The following is a 17,306-nucleotide window of genomic DNA, read 5'->3' on the forward strand; positions in this document are numbered from 1 at the left end:
GAACTCCTAGGATTCAAAAAGAGCCAGCCTGCCTGCTTTAAAAAACAGGTGACTGATCCTCATGCATGCATACGTGCACTTTTCTGACGCCTGACTTCACCTTCAGACGGACTTAAGTCCCTGAAACGCACGCATCACTTTGATCCGCAGGATTTCGTTTTGTCGAAATTTCCAGAAATGCTGCAAGAACGCAGCCAAATCATTATCTAGCAATTTCAATGACTTATACTGTCATTGGGAAGGATGGAGCGAAGCCAAAGGAAGGGAGATGAAGACCGTGGTACCGGAGGTATGCGGGGCCTCGTCTGGAGTGACGCTTATGATTCTGATCTGACCTTGAAAACGATCCATATAGGCCTTCGCGAGCGGCATACCAAAGCCTGTTCCGATTTCTCCCGCTGTTCCAGGCCGGCTCGTCGATCGATGTTGATGGAAAATTTCGGCGAGAATGGGAGCCGGGATTCCAATCCCGTGATCGCGAATGCCGATTTCCACAGCGTCATCCAGCTTCTGAATCAGGATCTCGATAAGGCCGCCGGGTCGTGAGAACTTCACCGCATTGCTGATGATATTGCCCAAAACCTGATGCGTAAGATTCAATTTATCAGCCACGCAGTAAAGGTCTTCGCTCACAGTCTGCTGCACTTGAATCCGAATATTTTTGGCCTGGGCCTGCGGCTCCAGCATCAGAATAGCACTGTCGACCGCTTCATGGACGGAGCACGGGCCGATAACGATTTCAACTTTACCTGAGCGGATGGCCTCTGTGGTTCTTACGTGATGGATCAAATGATCCAGGGATTCGCAGGCCTTTTGCATGCGTTCGAGCGCCCGGTTTGTCTCGTCATCCAGCTGCGAGGCGCTATTCATAATCGAGCTTTGGCTGATCGTGATAACGCAGAGAGGAGTCGCAATATCATGGATCAGAACGCGGAGGAGAGTCTCCTTTTCCCTGTAAGCGGATTCTATTTTTTCGGACTGTTTTCGGATCGTCTCACTCTGGAGTTTGATTTTGTAGTTTTTTCTAAGGCCGTCATAAAAAACTTTTCTGAAGAAGAGGGTCAGGATAAAACCCGTGGCATGTCCAAGAAGTATTGAAATGAGGTAGGAACGCCACACAGCATCGCGGAAGGAGAGAGCCAGGATCAGGCTCAGAAAGATGAGACTGAAGATCGCATGCGCCCGGCGAAACTTATAGAGGAACAGATGCGTCCCGAGGATGGCGGTGAGGCAACCCGTGGTGACCGCCAATCGATGCTGAGGATCCATACTCAAAAGAAAGTGGATATAGAGGCCGTTAATGGTGAGAGTCGTGGCGCACAGAATACCGGTCAGCACAGTCTTGTGATTTTTCGGATTTTTCGCAAGGAAGGGCAGCAAGGCCAGCAGAAATAGGAATATAGCCACAGCGACCGCTCGGGCCTGGACGATTTGCCAGGCTTCAGTTTGTGGAAACGAGACAAAATCCGTTGGCGCACACAGAAGCATAAGCGCCACACAGATGAGATTGGCATATTTTGCATAGAGACTGATGTGCTGCTCTTCCCAACGCGTCGGGAGGAAGCCATAGGATCCAAGATGGTCAGAAGCAGTCGTCACATTGTTCCAAAACTATGTATTCTTCCGGTTCGGAATCCAAACATGGAACTCAACCCTTCCCATCCATACATGGGGGACATTTTCCGACTCGCGCCTCATGGGGTCTTAGATCGGCAGCTGCAACACGAGTTTGGTCCCCGATCCCTGGTCGTTATCCAGGAGCGAAACCTGTCCGTTCAGCTCACGACAGACGCTGGCGACCGCTGACAAGCCCACGCCACGCCCGCTGGTTTCGGACACCTCGTCAGCCGTGCTTGTCCCATCCAGCAAGAGAACATCAGACCAGGGGCGTCCGGGAGCTGGCTGAAATCCTTTGGCCTCTGCAATCGACCGGATTCGATTCCAATCCAGCCCACAGCCAAAATCGCGAATGACGACCTGCAACTGATCACCAGGGGCCGTAGCTTCGACAGCCAGGCGGCAGGCCGCAACGGTTTCGCCACGTTGTAAGGGCTGAATATAGCCATGATCCAGAGCGTTGGTCAATCCATGCAGCAATACCGTGCGCATGGACTCCAACATCTCCGGACTCCAACCATGGACCTGATCCCGGATGACCAGTTCATCCCACGGGAGACCGGCCTTGCTCAGCATGCTCTGCAGACCGGGAACCAGCGACATGATGAGTTCATGCATATGCTCTGGTTTTTGTTCCGATGCACTGACCATGCTTTGCATCAAAGGTACCCAGGCCTGCATTTCCTGTTCAAAAGCCTGCTTCATAGCCTCTTTGACTCCGGCGTCGTCGCTTATCAGAGCGGCTTCCAGGCGATGGCTCACATCAGCAAGATTTCTGAGACCCAGGGTGCGAGCGTTGCCCTTGATGGTATGCAGTTCCCTTAAAAGCTCACGTGGTTCCAAGCGCTCCAAAAAATGGTCCTGGTCGAGTCGCTTCCAGGTTTGATCCAGGAAGGCCAGGGCCCGGCGAAAATCCCGGCTCAAGAGCTGGGTCAGACGCTCCTGCCAAATTCCTGATCGCGCTCGTTCTTCGGCGAATTTTTTCTCCAGGCGCCGACTTTCGGTGATATCCCGTAGGATAAGCTGCATGGTCTCGAGGCGATCCTTTGCATCAAATAAGGGCTCCCATTGCAGATTGATGATCCGATCCTCAATGATCAATTCGTCTGGCAGATGACCTGAATTGAGTTCCCAGCCAAGCCTCGGTTCTCCCAGCATGGAATGCAGCGCTTCCTGCACCTGGCTCTTATCATCGGCCGACAGCTGGGAGGGTTGGATCAGGACCGTCAGGACCTTCTTGCCACTGAGGTCATCCTGCCGACCGAGCAAAGTTTTCAGATGCTGCGAATAGTCTTTTTCGAGGACAAAATCTGCACCGAACCGCAGAATACCCTCCTGAATGGAATCCAGGATCTGTTGAATCCTCTCCTTCTGCCGTTTGATTTCCCTATCCTTGATGGTCGAGCGCACGGCCAAAAACATGACGCAAAGACTCAGGAAAACGGCCCCGATCAAAAATTTGCGGGTTCGATCGGCTCTTTCCAACTCCAGTCCTTGCAGTTTGTTCTGGTTAGTCAGCACATTCTTTTCATGCTCTTTACGTTCCAAATCAAACTCAGCCGTGAATTTATTGATGCTCGCTTTGTCCTGTTCGATCTGATACTTTTTGTAGATCGTCGCATATTCCCGGTAAGTCTTCAGCTCTTCGTCACGATAACCCAACGCTTCCAAAATTGTGATCTTGTGGGCCAGAACCAGGATAAGGCCGGACGTATTGCCGATCTTCCTCGTGTTGCTTTCCGTTTCCGCCAGGAGTTTGTATGCTTTTTCGTACTGCCTGGATAGGACAAGGCTTTCGAGCAGGAATTTCAGCGCTTCTCCATGCATCATGGGATTGCTTGTTTTGATGAAGCCAGCTGCAGCCTTTCTGAGCAAATCCTCGGCTGCTTTAAAATCCTTCACCTGGCTGTAGGTCTGTGACATTCCATACTGGCAATAGGCGATGGTGGATTCATCGCCGATTAACTCCGATCGATGATAAGCTTCCTGGAACGCTTCAAGCGAGGCTTTGGAATCCACGTTTTTAAGAGCCCAGCCCAGATTATAGAGGATGACCGATGTGTAAAAATGTTTGTTCTTTCCTGCAAAATAAAGCTGGGCTTCGCGCAAGAGTTTAAGGCTTTCTTCTTCCTTGCCCACATCCTTATTACCATAGAGGGTCCCCAGATTATTCAGCAGATCATAGTAAAGATCATCCTGCGGCAGGGACTGCATCAGTTTATAGGCTCTTTTTATGCTAGCCATCGCCCGCTTTTCGTCCAGTTTCCGATTATGCATCCAGCCGAGGAGGTTTAAGGCATAGGCCACCAACCAATCGTCCTGAGCAGACTCGGCTATTTTCAAAGCGTTTTGCAGCTCGATTTCCGCTCGCGCGGTATCACCTGCAAATTCGTAGCCTTCCGCCAGAACTCCCAGGAGTTGGACATACAGGCGAGGTTCCTGGAGCGATGCCCCTAACGCCCGAGCAGGTTCCGCCCAGCGAAGTATGGCATCGCTGTCTCCCAGCAAGGATTTGGCTCGGGCCCCTAGCATGTGCACGCGCACGAATTCCCGCGGTTGAGCGGCGGTGATCTGAGTTTGCAGGTTTTCAACGATTCTCAGCGTTTCCAAAGGGCTGGTGAGAAGGACGTCCTCGGCCTTTTGCAATTCCAGATCGATGTTCGACATGGTCTGCGCCCTGATTTCCCATCCGATGCACACGCCAAACGCAAGCAATAAAAGCCGGAAAATTGTCGCCATGCCTCGGCATCCTGAAAAGGGTTTAAGTTCCACATTACCAAAATTCAAGATGTCTGTACTATTCTATAACTGTCATGATCACACACGAAGAGGTCAAGCCGAAACCATGAAGAATCAAACTCAGCGCAGCGTGACTCTTACCAATATCACAGGTCGAACCGGTTCCGTATCCGGGATCCTGGTTCGCCCTGCTGATGCCAAGGCCCTACTCGTCCTTGCGCATGGAGCCGGGGCCGGTATGAATCACTCTTTCATGAGCGATTTAACGGCGAGTCTTAGCACGGAAGGAGTCGGGACGTTGCGATTCCAGTTCCCTTATATGGAAGACGGAGGCAAACGCCCCGACAGCCCGAAGCTCGCCACGGCAACCATAGTGGCAGCGGTCCAATGGGCGCTGAATGAAATGTCAGATTTGCCTTTATTTGCCGGAGGAAAGTCATTTGGGGGCAGGATGACGACGACGGCGGCAGCCTTGGGAATGATCCCGGCTGTGAAGGGTATTGTTTGCTTTGGTTTTCCGCTGCATCAGGCCAAGGAGCCGTCGATCGACAGAGCCGCACATCTGAAAGACGTCGAGGTCCCGATCCTTCTCCTGCAGGGCACCCGAGATGCTCTGGCGGACTTGCCTCTCATGACCAAAGTCGCCCGTGCTCACCCTCTCGCGAAAATGCACGTCGTCGAGGGCGCGGATCACAGTTTTGCAGTCCTGAAGCGCAGCGGCCGGACGACTGCGGACGTCATCACGGAACTCTCTCGGGAGACGGGCGCCTTCTGCCATGGCCTTGGCTAAGGGTGTGAACTGCGCTATAACCAAGGCCACATTTACGATCATCCTGCAAAGGATCTCCTTGATGGCTCACTCCACGATCCGCTTCTTCTTTGACTTCATATCCCCCTATTCCTATCTCGCATGGAAACAGATTCATGCCTTAGCCGAACGCACCGGTATGCGGATAGAACCTGTGCCTGTGCTCTTCGCTGCGTTCCTCAACGCCTATGGGCAGAAGGGACCCGCGGAAATTCCACCCAAACGCCTTTATATGTTCAAGGAACTGTTTCGTCGCGCGCATCGCCTGGATCTGCCGTTGGTTCCGCCACCCAGTCATCCATTCCTGCCTCTGCTTTCCCTTCGCGTCGCCTCTTTGCCAATGACCGACCATGACCGAAAGCGTCTGATCGACAGTCTGTTTGCCGAGGCCTGGGGTGGAGGATCCGGGATCGAGAGCCCAGAGAATGTCACAGCCGTAGCCAACCGCCTGGGGCTCGATGGCCATCAGCTGGTGCGAGACGCTGGATTACCTGCATCGAAAGACAGGCTTCGTGAGCAGACCGAAGGCGCGCTGAAGACAGGGGTCTTCGGCGTGCCGACCATGATCGTGGGCCAAGAGCTCTTTTGGGGTGCGGACTCTCTGGAAGACCTGGAAGCCTATATCCGAGGCGATGATCCATTGCAGCACGCAGGCATGGAATTGTTCGCGCGTTGGCAAAATATGCTGCCATCAGCGAAGCGTCATTAAAGATTTGATCACCAGACCTGTTCGATTTCCAGTGCGAACGAATCACCAGACGTGGATCCTTCAATGATCTCCCATTGCAGTCCATCCTGGGAGCGTTCCATACGCACAACGTCGGGGACCTGATAGTACATGTTGCTCACATATTTGTTGTTGGCATCATATCCGGTGTTACCCAGGGCACGGAAGCCTGTGATGGCCACGGGCGTCGTGCCAAAGTCCATCTGCACGTATTCCCCGGTTTTGCTCACAGCATCCCACATTCCACCGGCATTGAAACTGCTGCGTGCTGTTTGCCAGTATCCCGCACCAAAGAGCCCATTGGCGTGATTGAGGCCACTGGCACTGCTTTCCACAAGACTGACATTCATGCTTCCAATCGTTCCTTGCATGCCTGTGAAATTGTAAGTGTCAACCCATGCACCATTGATCTGGAGGCGGAGGCTATCTACCCAAGCCGTGGATGGTCCACCGCCAAGAATGGACATGACGTGAAAACGATAGTAACGATAGGTTTGACGCTTTTCAGGTGTGGCACGGCCGACAATCGCAGGGGCATACTGCCGATTCGCGTCATAGGAGAACAGAGTATAGTAATATGGGCTCTGCAAATCTTCAAAGTCGGTGTCCATGTAAGTCAGCTGATTGCCATCGTGCAGGATCTCATAACCACTCTCGTTCGAACCCGTGGTATAGCTGCGACCGTTTTCTGCCAGGAAGGTTTCCGGCATGCGACTGCGGACCAGCAGATAGCCGACTTCAGCACCGGCTGCCGACTCCCAGCTCAGTTGAATCTGGCCTTCGTTGCTCAGCAATTTGAAATCCAGGGGACTGAGCGGACGGATCTCGTTTTGGAAATAATAACGAACGCGCGTCAGCGTGCTCTCCTGGCGAGCTGACCCAGGGATAGCCACCCAGTTCGTGCCATCGTTGGAGCCCATCATATAATAGCTATCGGGTACGCATTCAGGATAGAAAGGCGGTTCGCCCCCGAGCATCTCCAGACCTTCGATAGCCACCCTCGTGCCGCCAAAATCAATGTCAAAATAAATGCCATCCGGATTCTTGTTGCTCAGGAAATTATGAGGGCTGTTTCCGTCATAGGTTTTGAAGGATGATGACCACGCAAGGTTATCATCCTGAAAAGCATAGAAAGCATCATAGGATGAGTTATACATAGAGTTGACGGCAATCGTCGCCGGAAAGAGACCGATATGGCCCACATTGGTGTTGCTCGTGAAGTCGTTGACTTGCCATTTTTTATTGATAAAGAAATTCAAGGCCTGGATCTGAGCCGTCCCTTGACTTTGACAGTTGTTGGCAACGGATTCTATGTAAAGCCTATAGCGCTGATAGCCCGAATTCATGACCAAGGCTGTCCCTGATCCGGTCCGGGGACTGGAATAAACCAGGTCGCGACTGTAGGTGAAAACACGATAGGTGTAGTTGGTGCCAGCGGTGAGCCCGCTATCCTGGACCGACTGTTGGGCCCCGACCGAGACGATGGTGCCTGCGCCCTGCGGACCAGGCGCATAACTTTGGCCGTTGACCGGCTGGAAATTATCCTGAGCCAGGCCACGATACGCGAGGTAACCAACGGGGTTACCACCACCGGATATCCAGGACAGAGCCATCCCATTCATGATGGGCTGCAGCTTCAGGTTCGTGGGGCTATTGTGTTTCGAACGCACGATGTCTCGTGACGTTTTTTGCCCGTTGCTGGCACTTTCGATTTTGGCTGCTGCTGGGATGCTTTGCGGATTACCTTTGATAGCCCAGCTGAGTTTATGATTTCCCACGGGAATCTTATTCCCCACATAGTGTCCTATGGCATCCGTAGTGATAGCCGGGATTTTAGTGCCAGGGAATTGAAGCTGGACGGTGGAGAAAGAGGCCACCCCTTCCATCTCAGCCTGACCTTGCAGACCACCCGTTGGGGGGAGATTGAGAAGGCCTAAATCAAGAGTCGCGCCACTGGATTCGAAAGGCAGGCGCAGACCCAGGTTACTTTCATGATCCGAGCTTGCAAGGCCGGTGACGATCACCTCATGCAAGCCTGCCGGCACATCACGAATGACGAATTCCTGATCGCTGATGCGTTGGACGGGAAGTTTGTCGACGTAGCCGACAATGTAGGCATCCACGCTTTTCGGATCGGCATCCTTGCTCACGCGGAAAGTCAGGTTGATGCCACTGACCGGTACACTGACGCTCGCCGGCGTGTCGGTAAGAGTGTCATCGATGGCCGTATCAGTGTTGTTGGAATACTCGCTCGTTTTCGCACCATCCAGCTGTCCACGACTGGATGCAATCTGATCCCCCGGCTTGCAGGCCAGAAGCAGAAGCCCCATGAAAAGACTGGAGGAATGAATGCGCATGGCGAGCAAGTATTTTCCTCCGTTAATTTCCTTGTTATTGCATATTGTTCGGACTTATTGCGGGAAACCCTGAGGCAGGAAAAGAAGGCGGTTTTTTGGTTTTGATTGTCGTTATTTAGGGGCTTGCTGGGCAGGGTCAATTGAAGCGAAGTTCATGGCTGGAGCAAGAAAAAAAGAAATGTACAAACGGTAAGAGACGGCAGCGTTGAGACAGGAGGAGTCTCGAACAACTCCTCCAGTGCTGGGGATCACTGCTCAAACGTACACTGACTCACGAGTTGTCTTTTTGTAAGATCAAAGCGGGTGGAGCACTCCAGGTTTCTCAGGTCCCAGCGTCGACCGTTAGCGACAGCCTGCGCTTCGGCACCGTTCTTCCGGAGGACTTTGATAAACGCTTCAGTATCTTCCACACTGGCGCGAACAAACAACCCACCGCCTACCGAAAACTGACAAGTTTTAAGGTTGGTGGCATTCACGCAAAAGACTTCGTCTGTTTGAAAGAACGTGGACTCGATCGAGGATTGCTCCTGGATACCCGATGCTTCCAAAACTTGGACCATGATTTTGGCGTCATGGCCTTTGACCAGAAATGGGGTGGGCAAGCGGCTCAAAGCCATCGCGGCCGGGGCACCCAAAGCAAAAGAAAGACTAGCGGCGATCATTACAAAGCGAGATTTCATAAAAAGATCCTTTTCACTGAAAAAAGTTGGACAACCAGACACGCCCCAACCTAGGCGCTCAAGGCCCAAAGCTCCACTGTTTCAAACTGTAAGCATATGATGCGATTTGACGAGATAAAGGGCTGTGGAAGGAAGGACAGGCCTAAATTACGAATGATATTGGACGGCTGGCCCAATTGGGGAGGCATTTTCGGCAAGCCCGACCCGTCAAGCGACATGGCCCTGCTCGACTCTATCGTTTAGATGCTTGTTCTGGCGAACCTCGATGTCGGCTCCAGCATCATCGTTATAGTCATTGATGGCAGAGGTGTTGGATTTGCTTTTGTCGAGTCCTTATTCACTAGACTTACCTGGGGAGGACTGCAGGATTCCATCGAAGGAACCCTTAAGCATCAAGCAAAGGCTTGGCGCAAAATCCAGTCGTAATTCGCTCAGTTCACCCTCTTCCAGCAGCTTCGCGACCGCCGCAAGCGGATGCGCTTTATAGTAGAGCCCGATTAGCGCCGCATGCGTAAACAGAAAAGCATCAATCACAGAGCGCATATCTGCAAATCCAACCTTAGCCTGTAAGGCAGGAGCGATTCGCTTGATCTCTCTCAGTAAGCCTTCCTTGTACGATTTGACTTTATCGGGCGAAACATTGTTTTCCAAGATCGAGTGAAGGTCATGAATACGAATCAACATAGGTTTATAAGCCTTTTCGCAACTCTGAGTCTGTCGTTAAGTTTTTTTGCTTGCAGCACAGCGAAGGATATAAAGCAGAACGACTCACCCAATGTCGCACGCGAACTTGCATCCGCAGACCTCAAGTGCCCTCGCGAACAAGTAACCGTTAAGCTGTTGCCGTTGAGACCAGCATTTTGTACGTGGCACGGAAATGAGCTTTACGAAGCAAATGGTTGTGAAAAAACCTCAAGGTATCGTTGTCAGGGATCGAAAAACTTTAGTGAAAGCTGGCCTGGGACGCGTTTTATGATCCGATCCAGCGACACCCGGAGATCACGCTGTGCAATCCCCTTCCACTTACAGGTCAGAATAATCGAAACCAGCCGGTGATTGCGCTCGCCCTTCTTCACAGTTTCCGGCATGTCTATATATGCGATGTGTTTCCATGCACTGATGGTAAGAACGAGTCGTTCATAAGCCCTGTCCGTCAACTTACGGCCGGGGCGAATCGTCAGACGATAAACCTCCCGTGCCAATGCCTGTACATCAAGCCAGTCGAGGGATCCGAGAGCTGCTTATAGACCGTGTTCTTTGAGATGCAGTACCTTGGCATGATGTGGCCTGCAAGAAGTCCGAGGCATCCATTCCTGTCCTCCTTGCTCATCATCCGGAAATCTCCCCTTCGATGTTGCGCTGAAGAAACTCAATAGTCTACAAACGCAACAAAACCCACGTCAGTCAGAGCACTTAAGAAGCCAAATTCGTTAACGATTTCAGTAGGTTTGCGGATCTGCCGTAAGGTCTTAAGAACATGACGATTGTTTTTTCAAGAAATTATTGGGAAATGTCGATAACACAAAGGTGTATAAAACCATTTGGCGGTTACTATGCGATATATTCTGGTGTTTTTGATTTTGCTGGCGTGGCCACAGGTTCAATGTACCTCTAAATCTCTTAAATCCGGGAACGCAATCAGCAACACGGACGGCGTGCAAGGAAAGCCGGACAAAGGCTCGGAAGAGCCAATCGGCCTGCCTGGATATCCATTGATTTGCGTGCCAGTGAACGTACCTTTCGATGCGGACGATGCGAGCACCATCGGCTGCGGGTTTTATGATCAAAAAACCAACGCCCGTGTGTCCCAGAAAACCTTTTCCTCCAACATCGATTGGAGTTTCGACCCTTCGACGTTGATGGGCGGTGCGGAAGTATCGATCTTCAAATCCGCCGAAGCGAATAGTACCGACCAATATGATGTCTATTATTCTTTCAGAAGTTTTTCTGTGAATTTTACCGAGTTGGTGAACGCCTTGATTATTGTCATGGACGTGACAGACTTGAATGGACAACGTGTAGTTTATCGAGATGGGGATTTTGCCAGTCGGACGCCGCCGCCTAAGCCTGGTACTCCTGGTGCTGATGCTCCAGGCGATATTGTATCTGGGCCATGATAGCGGAAAATTTCAGGACATGTCGTCCAGGGCGCTGGAACGCATTCACAGTGATTGCAGCTCCGTGGTTTTGAATCATCTTTGCATGGGCTGTAACTACGAAGCCATGCCCCTTTTGATGCGAGCTTGCGAGGGGGGCGGTGCAGCTGACTCCATAAACATTGTGGCCGGTAGCTCAATTAAAAACGCGAACGGCTTGAATCCTTCGTCAGCAGGTCGATGATCATGTAAAACAATTTTGATATGTCCTTGAGCATCCTGGAGGTATTTCCGCACCGCCCCCATGCCGACGCCACGACCCGAGATCTGGCTAACATGCTGCGCGGTCGACAAACCGGACTCGAAAGCCAGTTCTGCGATTGCCTCTGCCGTCGCTTCCTCGGTGATCAGGCCTCTGGCTCTGCCCATTTCATGCAAACGTTTTAAGTTCAATCCGCGACCGTCGTCCTGAAAGACAAGGCTGAAAATGCTGCCATCAAAATAAGCCTGCAATTGTAAGACTCCGTTCGGCGACTTGCCATGCTTGACTCGCTCATCCGCTCCCTCAAGCCCATGATCCATGGAGTTGCGAAGCAAATGGACAAAGGTGTTCCGGATCAGATCCTCCGCGTGATGGGCTACGCCCACAGGTGGAATCTTGAAATCAAGAGTAGGAAGCGCCTTATTGAGGTCGCGAGACAGCGGGGCAACCGCCTGGAATACGTCGTCCAATATCTCGGATAGGGGCTTGTACAAATATTTTTGCAAAAGACTCAAGGAGAATGTGAGCCGTGAGCTGTAGGCGTTGTGGGTCTCAGTTTGGAAGGCCCGCAGTTCCTCGAAGGCTTTTGCGACGTCGGCAGTTGCAAGCTGCAGCGTCAGGACTTCTCCATCAATACGCCCGAGTTTTTCTTTCGCCATGCTGCCATAGTCTTGCAGGATCTTATGTTCCTTATCGAGGATGAAGCTTAAAGTGTGACTGTTCAAAGAACCCTGGCCCAATTCCTGCTCCAAGTGATGATAGACCTCGGCGATGCCACGTAATCCAAGGGTGCGGGCCGCGCCTTTGGTAGTATGCAGATTCATTTGCAGTGTCTTGAGTTCATCGCTACCGCCATTGTCCCGTGACAAGGCTATGGCCCGATTCTGCTCGTGGAACTGGAGGGCGCTGCGCATGAATTTTCGGAACGTGTCTTCCTTGATGGAGAGAATTTCGCTAATTATTTGCAGCTCGATTGCCTTTTCCCGAGCGGTATCCTGCAAGTACCGCATTTCCGTCACGTCGCTAAGAGTTACGAGAACTTTATCAATTTGATCTTTAGCGTCGGCGATCGGATTCCATAGGAGTTCCAGTTGTTGGGTCTCTCCATTGGCCAAGCGACGATTAAGTTGGCGAGGCAAGGCATGCTCGTTGAATGCAAAGTTAACGCTGTCTTCCCCTACCATGGAGCCAAGAGCATGGAGTGCTTGGCTTTGCTCGTCATCGCTCAGTTGCGATTGCGCAAACAGGAGGGGCAGCGCCGCCTGACCCTCAAGTTCGTCCACCCCAAAAAGTCTTTTTAGGTACTGGGAATGGTCTTTATGGATCCGAAGTTCAGAACCTTGGATGGCGAATATCCCAATCGGAATATGTTCCATGATCGAACGGATGTCGCGAGTCTGCTCATCCACCCGGGCTTCCAGAGTTTGGTTCAGCTCGAGAACTTGCTCATGCTGCACTTTCAGTTCTTCCGTCAGTTGGATATTCTGCAACGTGATGGCTGCCTGGGTCGTGATAGGGGTTACGGTTTCAATACTGCGCACGTCAAAGAGCTTATAGATTTGGCTATTCCCCAGGTAGCAGTACCCGTAGATCTTGTCGTTATAGACCAGAGGTACGACCATAACGGAGCCGCGGTTGAGTTGATCGTTTTGTTGCCAACGCGCTGGCCTGATCTCGGCCTTAAGGCTTGCCTCCTTGAGACAGGAGTCGATGTAGGATCTATCGATGCCGTATTTTGCATAGCCCTGCTTCAAATATCTGCTGGGTTTACATGGCGGCCGTGGGTCGGCTTCCATTCACCTGCCTCATTTAAAAGGACAAAGCCAAATTCCGACCCAGTACAGACGCACAATGAGTCCAATAACGCTTCAAGCAAGCGATCGCGTTCGCCTAGAGAACTCAGGCGTAGGAATATTTCCAGCATGGCGTTGGTTTCAATTCGTTGGCGCAGCTTAGCCGCCTGTCCTGTGTGCTGGTTCCTGCTCACGGAAAGCGCATTTTGACCCGGGGAATCCGCTTTGGTTTTGAGGTGGCAGATGGCAAGGAGTTTTTCGCATCTTTCGACGAAAAACACCCATTTGCGCGTTAGATAATAGTCCTTGGCCAGCTGAAGGTAGACTTCCGCCTCTTCGGGACGCTCCTCATGGTAAAGCAGTCCTAACGTATACCGGCCCTCAGCCACAACGGACAGCCAGCGTCGCTTGTGGGCCCAATGAATTCCAGCTTCCAGCATGCGACGCCCGCTGGATCTTAGGCCTATCGACCAAAGCCACTCGCCCGTTGCATAAAGGGTCTGGGCGTAGAAGATACGAGCACAGAGGAGCTGGTTGAACCAACAAAAGCACAGCGGGACAATAGCCTTTCGGCTTTGGCCTGTTCGAACCAGCGCCGAGCTGTAAAGTACTGGAGCATAGAGTACGTAAGCTATACGATGCAGCTTCGTAAAAACCATGAACGTCGCTTCACGAAGGCGAGGCAGAGCCTCGGCATAATTACCTCGAAGATAGTGGACTTCACCTGGGGCAAGGCAAGCGAACACCCTATCCAACGTAGAAAGCCCAGTTGTGCGGATTTCTTCTTCGGCTTCTTTCGTAATGCCTAAAATAAAGTCGACTTCCTCATCTCTTCGTTCGTGCAGGTAAGTTCGAACCGTGCAACCGACTGGTGTGGGTAAAAAGCGCACTCTCTTCCAAAGTTCCATCAATTCCGCACTGGCGATCTTGTCATCACCTGTTTCACCGCCGTAGTAGTCAACCTGAGCCATAGCCATCAGCCCTAACGAGCGCCAGAAGGATTCTCCGACTGAGTCGAGATAGCGGTTGGCTTGATGGAGATTTTGATGCGCCTTTTTAAGATTACCCCAAGTGAAGTCCGTGCAAAACGCGGTCAGCATGATCAACCAACCCTTTTTTAATGGGGTTGGAAGTGCGATCAAAATATTCGATGCCCTTATTGAAGAAATAATAAGCAAGTTTTTCGAAGCCAAATGCAGACATCACAACGCCCCAATAAGCCATGGTGGTTGCGCGAGGCTCGTTGTCTTTATAAGGCAGGATTTTAAATGTCAGAGGAATCACATTGGCGATGGCAGCGATAGGGCACGTGTAATACTGGGGCTGCAGCACCGAGCATAAAAGCTCGAACCGCGTTTGTTCCGCTTCGGAAGCAATTTCTTTGGTTTGGCGACCGAAGTACTTGAACCAGATGGCGTAAATGATTAGCAGCGGCATATTGAAGGCGATATACAGGTAGCCGACCCACTCTCTCGTCACGACTCTTTCGTTAAGAGCTTTCAGGCCTTCGATTCCCGCCTCGGTTGAGGCTTTGTGCCGAAACAGGGTAACGCAATAGTCTGTTTTCTTGGCGAAAAGCTTGGCTCTGGCAATCGGATCATGAATGTAGAGCAAAATATGGTCAAGTAGCTTGATGGCTGTATCGATTTGGTCCGAGACCGCCAGCGTACTGGACCAAAGCTTGTGGACGGCTATCCACTCAACTAACTGGTGCTTTTCATCAGCAAAATTTTTGGGAAAGAGCAGGGAAGCGCATTGCAAAAGTTCGCGGGCTTTTGCATAGGCATAGATGTCAACAGCGGCCTGTGCGGCTCGATGCAATAGATTTATGGCTGTCGTAGGTTCTTTATCAGGGGTCCCTGACATGAGATGAAAGGCCGCCTCAAACAAGTCCTTTCCGGCGACTTCGCCCCGGCTCAAGCTTAAGAGCTGTTTGGCCAGCAAAAAGCCATATTCAGTATGTAACTGCCTCCTCTGCTTATCCTCCAGTCGGGTAAGCGCAGCTTCGCGAATCCGGTCATGAAAGAAAACCAGCTTGGATTCGTGGGGCAGGACAAGGTGCTTTTGGATCAGCTCACTATGCGCGGCCTGAAAGCGCTGGGGGGCGTCCCCAAGTCCTATATCACACGATGAAAAATAAGGGGCTAATAAAAGGAAAATCGTGTCAAAGCTCACTGAAGGGCCGACAATGCTCGCAGTCAGAATCACTTCTCGCGTGAAGGGCTGCAGTTTCCCTAACCGTTCAGAGACGAGGCCAGCCACACCACGGCTTAAACCTGAACTCTGAGCTTTGGATTCGTCAAAGTACCATTCTCGTGACTCTTCTCGCATGCAGAAAATGCCGGTGACAATGGTTGACTGGAGATACTCATAAAGATAGAAGGGGTTGCCATTGGTTAATTGATACGTCACGGCTTGAAGTTTGCAGACTTCATTCCCTTTCTCGTCAAGCAAATGCTCAACCAGCTCGTCGGATTCGAGCTTGCTCAAGGGGCCTAGTTCCATCAGCTCTCCGGGGGAGAGATCGCTCAGAACCAGGCTTGCCAGTGGATGTTGGTCGTCCACTTCGTTGCTCCGGAAGGTTCCAACCACTAATGTAAAATTCGCACGGCCTTTGCGACCAAGGTGATCGAGTTCGCGTACAATGGTGATGCTTTGCCAGTCAGCCCATTGCAGGTCATCCAGAAAGAGGACCTGAGGTTCGCCAGACGGCTGGAGGAGCGTCATAAACTCGGCGAGGGTTTCATTGAATACGCGTCCCTCTTCATCCTTATCGTGGAGCTTCAGCTCTGGAAACTCTGGCAAAAGCCCTTCGTAAAACGCAAAACGCTTGCTGATCAAGCGTCCTCTCGGTCCCAATCGATCCATCAACAGCTGATGCCATTGAGCCAGCTGTTGAGTCGCTATAGTTTGCAAACCCTCAGCATGGTCAATGAGGAGAAGCGTTATCGCACTAAGCGGCAAGTTGCGTTCAAATTCCGAATATTTCGCCGCTATGATCTGCACCTACTGCATCCTTGCCCGGTGCATCAGCTCATAGGCCAAGCGGGATTTGCCCGAACCTGAGGGAGCGCCAATGAAAAGCGACCTGCCCTTGCCTTTGAGTGTTTGCTCTAAAGCAGCGGCGAGCGTTCTTGTCTCCTCGTGGCGTCCGACCATTGGGATTTTGTAATTAAGCTCTCGCAGTTTGTCTTTGGTGCCCAGTGCGAAGCTACGAAGTGCTTCATTCTGCTTGAGCGGCCAATAGCAACGTTCGAAGTCTGCATAGACCCCGATTGCAGAGTGGTATCGCTCTTCGGGATTTTTTCGGAGGAGCTTTTGGATAATGTCTGAAAGAGGTTCCGGAAAGCCTGGGAAAACCGATGCTAAAGGCTTGGGTACGTCATGGAGAATAAAATTGATGAACTCCCTTTCGTTTTTCGCTTCGAATAAGGGCATGGCTGTGCAGAGCTCGTAGAGCGTGACACCGAGTGAATAGAGATCACTTGAAGCATTGCCGCCTTGCTTGACGAAGCCGGTTCGCTCTGGCGGCAAATAAGCCAAAGTCGAAGCCAGTTCCTGGCGATCCAGGATACTAGCCTCGTAAAAACCCCCGTGACCGAAGTCTACCAGCGCAATTTCGCTTTGTGCCTGATCACGGAAACAAATATTGCTGGGCTTGATGTCGCCGTGATAGATGCCTCTTGCATGCACAGCCTCGAGCGCCTTTAAAATTTGCATGCCTAGCTGGACAAGCTCCAAAGGTGCATAGAGGGGTTGCCCTTCCTTCTGAGTCGGCTTGCGAGCGTTCAGCGCGTAACTCAAATCACGGCCTTCAAGGTACTCTTCAAGGAGGTAAGGCAGGCCCCCTTCGACATCAGCCCCATAGATTTGGACTGTGGCCGGGTTGTTCACCGAGCCGATCAACAGACACTCCTGATGGACCAACTTCACGGCTTTAACATCCTGCTGACTCATTTGCTCGATGTTAAAGCATTTGACTGCAACGATACGATGACCGTCTTTACGTCGCCACGTCGCCCGGTATACTTCGCCAAAGCCGCCGACACCGATGCAGTCGATAATTTCAAGCTCGCCGTTACGAAGCGTCTGTCCTGGCCTGAGTAGGCCCATCAGTGTCTCCCTTGAAATCAGTACAAGCGGCTCTTCGCCTCTACCCCGATTCAAAACCTATCGGCGCATAGGACAAAGATTATAGTTGCTCCTGCAATTAAGATCGCCTCTCGC

At 51.6% G+C, this 17,306-nt stretch carries 12 protein-coding genes; 3 read left to right on the forward strand and 9 right to left on the reverse strand.

All coding sequences use genetic code 11. The features are described from left to right. Positions 1-231 precede the first annotated feature (231 nt). Together VE954_RS15600 and VE954_RS15605 are read right to left on the reverse strand one after the other, a co-directional pair. A complete protein-coding gene (locus VE954_RS15600) occupies positions 232-1,599 on the reverse strand; it encodes a HAMP domain-containing sensor histidine kinase (protein WP_324954347.1) in 1,368 nt (455 codons plus the stop codon). A 105-nt stretch (positions 1,600-1,704) separates the two neighbouring features. Beyond that, positions 1,705-4,356, reverse strand: a complete 2,652-nt coding sequence (locus VE954_RS15605) for an ATP-binding protein (RefSeq protein WP_324954349.1) — start codon at positions 4,354-4,356, stop codon at positions 1,705-1,707. Between the two features lie 106 nt (positions 4,357-4,462). Between VE954_RS15605 and VE954_RS15610 the strand changes: the two genes are divergently transcribed. Further along, entirely contained in the window at positions 4,463-5,146 is a 684-nt protein-coding gene (locus VE954_RS15610) for an alpha/beta family hydrolase (protein WP_324954351.1), read from the forward strand. Further along, the gene (locus tag VE954_RS15615; RefSeq protein WP_324954353.1) at positions 5,133-5,873 is read left to right on the forward strand and encodes a 2-hydroxychromene-2-carboxylate isomerase; all 741 of its coding nucleotides are present in this window, start codon (positions 5,133-5,135) and stop codon (positions 5,871-5,873) included. The genes VE954_RS15610 and VE954_RS15615 overlap by 14 nt, the downstream gene beginning before the upstream one ends. A gap of 8 nt (positions 5,874-5,881) precedes the next feature. On the opposite strand, the gene VE954_RS15620 is transcribed toward VE954_RS15615, so the two are convergent. From VE954_RS15620 to VE954_RS15630, 3 genes are all read right to left on the reverse strand, one after another. Continuing rightward, positions 5,882-8,257, reverse strand: a complete 2,376-nt coding sequence (locus VE954_RS15620) for a hypothetical protein (protein WP_324954355.1) — start codon at positions 8,255-8,257, stop codon at positions 5,882-5,884. A gap of 239 nt (positions 8,258-8,496) precedes the next feature. Further along, a complete protein-coding gene (locus VE954_RS15625) occupies positions 8,497-8,928 on the reverse strand; it encodes a hypothetical protein (protein ID WP_324954356.1) in 432 nt (143 codons plus the stop codon). A 333-nt stretch (positions 8,929-9,261) separates the two neighbouring features. After that, positions 9,262-9,612, reverse strand: a complete 351-nt coding sequence (locus VE954_RS15630) for a hypothetical protein (RefSeq protein WP_324954358.1) — start codon at positions 9,610-9,612, stop codon at positions 9,262-9,264. Positions 9,613-10,481: 869 nt separating this feature from the next. On the opposite strand from VE954_RS15630, the gene VE954_RS15635 reads away from it, so the two are divergent. After that, positions 10,482-11,045: a hypothetical protein gene (locus tag VE954_RS15635; protein WP_324954360.1), complete on the forward strand. Its 564-nt coding sequence runs from the start codon at positions 10,482-10,484 to the stop codon at positions 11,043-11,045. Positions 11,046-11,141: 96 nt separating this feature from the next. On the opposite strand, the gene VE954_RS15640 is transcribed toward VE954_RS15635, so the two are convergent. The 4 genes from VE954_RS15640 to VE954_RS15655 are packed head-to-tail and all read right to left on the reverse strand — an operon-like array spanning position 11,142 to position 17,192. After that, complete coding sequence (locus VE954_RS15640) at positions 11,142-13,082, reverse strand: Hpt domain-containing protein (protein WP_324954361.1); 1,941 nt, start codon at positions 13,080-13,082, stop codon at positions 11,142-11,144. Further along, entirely contained in the window at positions 13,037-14,179 is a 1,143-nt protein-coding gene (locus tag VE954_RS15645; protein ID WP_324954363.1) for a hypothetical protein, read from the reverse strand. The genes VE954_RS15640 and VE954_RS15645 overlap by 46 nt, the downstream gene beginning before the upstream one ends. Continuing rightward, complete coding sequence (locus VE954_RS15650) at positions 14,142-16,085, reverse strand: hypothetical protein (RefSeq protein ID WP_324954365.1); 1,944 nt, start codon at positions 16,083-16,085, stop codon at positions 14,142-14,144. Before VE954_RS15650 ends, VE954_RS15645 begins: the two co-directional genes overlap by 38 nt. After that, the gene (locus VE954_RS15655; protein WP_324954367.1) at positions 16,086-17,192 is read right to left on the reverse strand and encodes a serine/threonine-protein kinase; all 1,107 of its coding nucleotides are present in this window, start codon (positions 17,190-17,192) and stop codon (positions 16,086-16,088) included. Positions 17,193-17,306 lie beyond the last annotated feature (114 nt).

The sequence above is a fragment of the Oligoflexus sp. genome, from assembly GCF_035638955.1.
Classification (GTDB): domain Bacteria; phylum Bdellovibrionota_B; class Oligoflexia; order Oligoflexales; family Oligoflexaceae; genus Oligoflexus.